Origin of the sequence: Mesorhizobium denitrificans, from assembly GCF_003403035.1 — a bacterium.
GTDB lineage: Bacteria > Pseudomonadota > Alphaproteobacteria > Rhizobiales > Rhizobiaceae > Mesorhizobium_G > Mesorhizobium_G denitrificans.
On record NZ_QURN01000032.1, the window covers coordinates 1 to 5,449 of the forward strand.

The 5,449-nt window shown below is 57.8% G+C and carries 5 protein-coding genes; 2 read left to right on the forward strand and 3 right to left on the reverse strand.

The features are described from left to right. Positions 1-93: 93 nt before the first annotated feature. Positions 94-1,599 (forward strand): hypothetical protein, encoded by a 1,506-nt coding sequence (locus DY251_RS21035; RefSeq protein WP_199498918.1) that lies wholly within the window; start codon positions 94-96, stop codon positions 1,597-1,599. Positions 1,600-1,647: 48 nt separating this feature from the next. On the opposite strand, the gene DY251_RS21040 is transcribed toward DY251_RS21035, so the two are convergent. Genes DY251_RS21040 through DY251_RS21050 form a run of 3 tightly spaced genes read right to left on the reverse strand, consistent with a single transcriptional unit; the run spans position 1,648 to position 3,649 of the window. Then, positions 1,648-2,394: a protein phosphatase 2C domain-containing protein gene (locus DY251_RS21040; protein WP_116625866.1), complete on the reverse strand. Its 747-nt coding sequence runs from the start codon at positions 2,392-2,394 to the stop codon at positions 1,648-1,650. Next, positions 2,391-3,086 carry a hypothetical protein gene (locus DY251_RS21045; RefSeq protein ID WP_116625867.1) on the reverse strand — a complete coding sequence of 232 codons (696 nt, stop codon included), beginning with the start codon at positions 3,084-3,086 and terminating at the stop codon, positions 2,391-2,393. Before DY251_RS21045 ends, DY251_RS21040 begins: the two co-directional genes overlap by 4 nt. Further along, on the reverse strand, positions 3,083-3,649 hold the full coding sequence (locus DY251_RS21050; RefSeq protein ID WP_116625869.1) for a hypothetical protein: 567 nt from the start codon (positions 3,647-3,649) through the stop codon (positions 3,083-3,085). Before DY251_RS21050 ends, DY251_RS21045 begins: the two co-directional genes overlap by 4 nt. A gap of 1,514 nt (positions 3,650-5,163) precedes the next feature. Between DY251_RS21050 and DY251_RS21060 the strand changes: the two genes are divergently transcribed. Beyond that, positions 5,164-5,379 (forward strand): hypothetical protein, encoded by a 216-nt coding sequence (locus DY251_RS21060; RefSeq protein ID WP_116625868.1) that lies wholly within the window; start codon positions 5,164-5,166, stop codon positions 5,377-5,379. The last annotated feature ends 70 nt before the right edge of the window (positions 5,380-5,449 follow it).

Sequence of the window (5,449 nt, forward strand, 5' to 3'; positions counted from 1 at the left end):
TATCGTGATTAACTGCTAATTATCAGATTATGTGCCCGCGTAACGCATTGATATCCTTGCAGACCGATTCTTGAGGTTTAATGGAAAGTCACATTGTATCTGGAGACCGTGTTCCCCTTGTTTTGGGTCGAGCAGAAATTTGGATGGACGGCGATCCCCGCCGCAATTCCAACCTATATGAGAATCCGCGAAGTCCATAAGCGGGCCGTAGAGTTCATTATGGATTTGGACGTGTACAAACTCGAAGTTCAGCGAGAGCGCCTCGCCGAACGCATGGCAGCCAATTCAAAAGAATGGTCTGTAGTCAGGCAGGAGTTGGAACGCTTCGTCGCTCGTGGAGGCGGACGGGTCGCCGGTTTGACCGAAAGTCCTCTGGCCGATCCGGCCGCTTTGTCAAACGCCCATGTACAGCTGGCAGAAGGAACAGGATGGGTTCCGTTGAAGGCGGTCGTTACGCAGCTCCGGACGAGTATCGTCGACTTGGCGGCTAGAGCTGTACCGGTTGTCGAGGAGCAGTCGGAAGAGGTGGCGCAGAAGCTGCAGCAGGTTACGCTGGATGTCGACCAACTGAACGCCGAGCGCATAAGGCTGCATGGGATTCAGCAATTGAAGCTGGCAGACATGCAATCTCTCCAGAGGCGTATTTCTGCCCTCGATGACGATTTGGTGAAGAATCTCGACGTGCAACGACTGCAACGCTATTCGGGGGTCACCGCAGCTCTGACGCCTGACAGATGTCCGACCTGCGAGCAAGCATTGGTGGACACACTCCTGTCGCAGGAAGCACTTTCGGCGGTGATGCCAGTCTCGGATAACATCGAGTATATCCGATCGCAGAAGAAAATGTTTGAAGATATCCTCGCCAGGGAGCAGTTGGAGGAGTCCGAGCGACGCGACCAGCTTTCCGCCATCAGTCGCAGATTGGCAGACCACTATGCCCAAATCCGACTTCTTCGGTCAGAGCTTGTGGCGCCGGGCCAGAATCCCTCCGCTGCCATCATTGAAGAGCGTATTCGAGCTGAAGCGACGATGCGCGACCTCGAGGCCCTTCAGGCGATCTTCGACGATGCCATTGATCGATTTCGCACTTTGCAGGATGCATATGCCGAACTCCTGCAGGAACGTGCTCGAATTCCGACAGAGAAGCTTTCTTCGAGCGATCGGCACAAACTTAGTCGTCTCACCACGCTTGTTCAGAGTCAGGCGAAGGACTTTGGCTTCAGCACTTTCTCGCCATCGGAATTGTCAATTTCTGAAGACAGCTACAGACCAGAGAAGGAAGGGTTCGAGATCGGCTTCGAGACCTCCGCAAGCGATGCTATCCGTCTGAAGTGGGCCTACCAATTGAGCCTGCTCGAGCTTGCCAGCGACGAGCCTACCAACCATCCTGGAATGCTGGTCTTCGACGAACCTCGCCAACAGTCGTCGTCACGCCCAAGCTTTCAGAACCTGCTCAGCCGCGCCTCCGCCGCCAGAATGCGAGATCAGCAGGTCATCTTTTCAACGAGCGAGGACCTCGAAACCCTTAAAACGATAACGGCCGCGATCGACTGCGAGGAAGTGATCTTCCCAGGCTACATTCTCCAAAGGCTTGGCTAGGTCCGACTGTGACACCGGACTTATCGAAGGTTGGAAACAGTACGTGATCTATCGACGTAAATTTGGCTCATGGGCCGCCACATAGAGGTTGAGCTCCGCTTCGGCATCAATGAGCTCGATATCAGAACCAGACTTGCCACGCAGGATCGAGAGCACGCCGCAATCATCCCGTCCTTGTTCGAGCGCCCCAGCAGGCCCCTCGATGAAGGCGACCTGCTTAGGCGCTTCGAGTTCCGCCCAGAAGCCGTCCGTCGCAACCAGCAATAGTCGATTATCGAGCTCGAATGAGTTCAGATCGGGAGCAGTAAAGCGTCTTGAGCGGAAGCTACGCGTGAGCCTGTGACGCGCCTCGTCTTTCGCGAGTCTCTCGATCGGTACGGGCAGCAGCGGATTTGCGAGCGTATGCGGCTCCACCAGCCATACGATCCGCCCATCTTCCTCACGTCGGCCTACCAAACAATCGCCCGCATGGAGAGCCAGCGCTCGGCACGTCGCTTCAATGTATATGAGGACGTAGCTGGCTGAAGCTGTACGAAAGTCCATCGTAAGCGCTGCGCGGGTCGTGCGAAGCTGCGCGATCAGCGCGTCGGCCGTTATCTCGTCAGCACCGGCTACGAACCAGTCGACCATGCGGCGCGCTATCTCGCGCGCAAATTCGCCGCTGGCCGAACTCGATGTCGATCCATCAAGAACGATTGCCAGTACCGCATCGCCGCGGATGCCTATGCCTGCATGGTCTCGGTTATCGGCCGTCCGCGTACCTTGCCGGCAGTGCCACCGGATTTGCAAAGTCATGCCGCCTTGCTCATCGCGACCAGCCGATCGTAGACGATGTCGACACGGCCCGCCGGACCGCGGATGTTTCCCTCCAGGAAATGGTCGAAGTTTGGATCGTCTAGCAGCGCCGCAATCTGTTCGGCGATATAGGCTCGTACTTCGGGGTCGCCGCTCGAGATTTCCTCGACGATCTCCTCCCGCCCATCGACCAAGAGGAGAATGTCCTCGGCATCGCGGCTGCCGATGAGATCGCCCTCGCCGCGTCCGCGATATGCCTCCAACTTAGTCGCGACAAAAAGCTCGGTCGTGAGGCGCCGGATCTCGAGTGCCTCCTCCAGCTGTTCTGTAACGGCCGTCTCGATCCCCTTTGCGTACCAGCGATTGCTGAAACCTAGGATCGTCTCGTCGTCCGGCATGAAGTCGACCTTGAGCTCGCCGAGCTTCATGCGGCAAATGACGGAGTCGTCAGCAGCCTCGGTAAAGCCGCGTACACGCAAGCGCTCCGTCAGCTCGGCCCATTCGGCAAAGCCAGCCAGATCGACGATCAAGTCGACATCGTCGGTCGCTCTCACCCCTTCGAGAACGATGGGATCGGTGATGTAAAGCGCGGTCGTGCAGCCGCCGACGAAGACCAGGCGCGTGCGCAGCTCGTCCCCAAGCGCCTCGGCAACGGCCTTCAACATTGCCTTCAACTGACCCTGGACCGTCATCCCAGCCTCTGTATGAGCAAGTCAGCGGCGTGCTTACTTTCACGCTGATTGCCGATGCGAATCGCATCGACGAGGGCGAGATAGGCGTAGAGCCGCGCGTCTTTCTCGCAGGCTTCCGGCACGCTTTTGAACAACGGATCGACTAATTGACCCAGTTCTTTTGCGTGCGCGTAGGGCCAGACGTAGATAAGACTGCCGGCGCTGTGCAGGGATTCACGCAGCACCGGGGCAGCGTATCCCGTCGGCAACCCGCGCTGCATAGCGCCGGGTTTCGCCGGAAAGACGAATTTCAGACCGTGAATGATGAACTCGCGCAGGTGGCGCCGGCTTGGTTTGGGCCGCCCCGTTTTTCTGTCTTTGATCGCGAGCCCCGACGCGATGCTGCGATTGAGCGAAGCGCTAATTTCCGTCTTGCTGATCCCGAGGGCCGCCGCGAGACCGCGCACGGAATAGGGATCCTCGCTTGCGGCTAGCGCATGCGGCGCAGATTCGTTACCGACATCCTTTGCGTCGTCCTCCAAGCTCGCCAGCTTGAGCAGGACGACAATGTCCTGGCCTTTCATCACGGTTAGGTGTCCTCTGTCCTCGGACAGAGGACACCTAACCACCGCGTAGCCCTGGATGTCAACATCCAGAGATGCAGTTGCGTCTTTGATGGTCGAGCCGTCCGCGGCATCCTCTTGGCATGCCAGGCGCAACCGGCATCCCTCAACTATCCTGTCCTCAGTCCCGGGACAGAGGACAGGCAGTGGAATTGATAGCAAAGACCGACACACTGGTTCATGCTCCGATCCGCCGCCGTGCTGATTACCAGAGCTCGTAGCGACGTCGTGGCAAGCGACAAACGGGTTACGCGGCCCTTTTCGTTCTGCATCGCAAAAGTCGGCGCCTGTTTGGCACGCCGGTTTCCATACCAATCGCAATCTTGATCAAATCCGCGTTGACCCGCTTGGCAAGAAACTCGTCGAGCAATCTGTCGGTGAGAGCCGGATCTGAATAATAACGAAAGTCGCCAGGGCGACCTTCGCACAGATTGCCGCCTAGAGTGCTGCCGACATCAGACGTGTAAAAGAATATCTCGAGTTCGACGGCCGCATCGAACGTGAACGGTGGGTGGAGCAGGCGAAGCCTGGCTGCCGGCAACGAGAAGGAATTTGCCCGACGGCAGGAAGTTCCGACAATACCTGATGCGAGGTACGCGCCGGGGGAAGCGGTGCTGAGGCAGTGACGGTGCACCGCGGATCGGAAGTCAGGGGTTCGCGACGCCAGCACGGCCACATGCCTGAGAAAAATCGCCTGATCAGTTCGAGAACGACCTCTTCCTTCTCTCGATAGGGAACGTGCCTCACTTCGGAAGGAACCTCGACACGTCCCGGTCCCTGGGCGATGCGTCGCGGACGGTGTCTGATGGGCAGCAGGCGGCCCGCTCAGCAGACCGGCGGCGGTCGAAACAATAGGTTAATATCGGTTTCCCCGCATATAATCGCATCATTAGCACATAGAATCTGGTGGTCGACGGCTCTGAACGACAGACACCTGTCCGTGCCGGCAGCTTAGATACGACACGTGACTTCGGTTGCGACGAAGGACGGTTTCTCCGAATGCTGTCAGACGTAGGGGTTGTGGCGATGGGTATCGATCCAACTGGTGCGCGCATGCAGACTGGGACCGCCGGTGCGATCCGGACGCCGAGTACCGTCTTGCCACAGCAGAGGAGATCCCATCTTTGGACAACACGTTCGATCAACGACCAGGAGAAGGCGAGGGTTGACCGTACGCCCGCCAACTCTGGACTGGACGTGTTGTCGATTTTACGAGAGTATAAGTCCAGAAGGCGAAAACGCTGCACGGAATGGTCGATTCGATGGCGACGTTATGCTCTAATTCGTCCATTCCGATGGACTTTCGGAGCAGCGCCGGTAAACCGGATAGCTTAGCGGTCGTTGCTCGCTGGAAGCATGGATCTCAGGGCCGGGGAAAAGTCGAACCCACCCTGTCCGCCAGCTTCTATGGACTGCGGGACCTTCAACGGTCGCCGGCGCGCGCGATGTTCTCACGTCAGACAGATTGAACGATCATGCGCATAGTCCTCCGCGGAAATCCAGTCTACCAGGTCGACCAGATCACAGCCGATGAAGCGGAAGCGCTGAGAGCCTGGTACGGTCATTCATCATCTGCGGAACAGGATGCGATAGCGCTCGCGGTCATTCGCCGCGCCAAAGCCAGGGATGGGTGGATCGAGTGCGATTGTACGCCAGGGTACTTCAAGCTGTTGATTTCCACTCAGAAGTGAGCCGGGTTTTCCATCGAGAAGTGAGCCACCTCTGATTATGGATTTCGAGTCATGCTGGGGTCAATACGGT

Bases quoted from the DNA above. Each gene is read 5' to 3' on its own strand.
- DY251_RS21040 (WP_116625866.1), bottom strand. From the start codon at position 2,394: ATGACTTTGCAAATCCGGTGGCACTGCCGGCAAGGTACGCGGACGGCC.
- DY251_RS21045 (WP_116625867.1), bottom strand. From the start codon at position 3,086: ATGACGGTCCAGGGTCAGTTGAAGGCAATGTTGAAGGCCGTTGCCGAG.
- DY251_RS21050 (WP_116625869.1), bottom strand. From the start codon at position 3,649: ATGAAAGGCCAGGACATTGTCGTCCTGCTCAAGCTGGCGAGCTTGGAG.
- DY251_RS21060 (WP_116625868.1), top strand. From the start codon at position 5,164: ATGCGCATAGTCCTCCGCGGAAATCCAGTCTACCAGGTCGACCAGATC.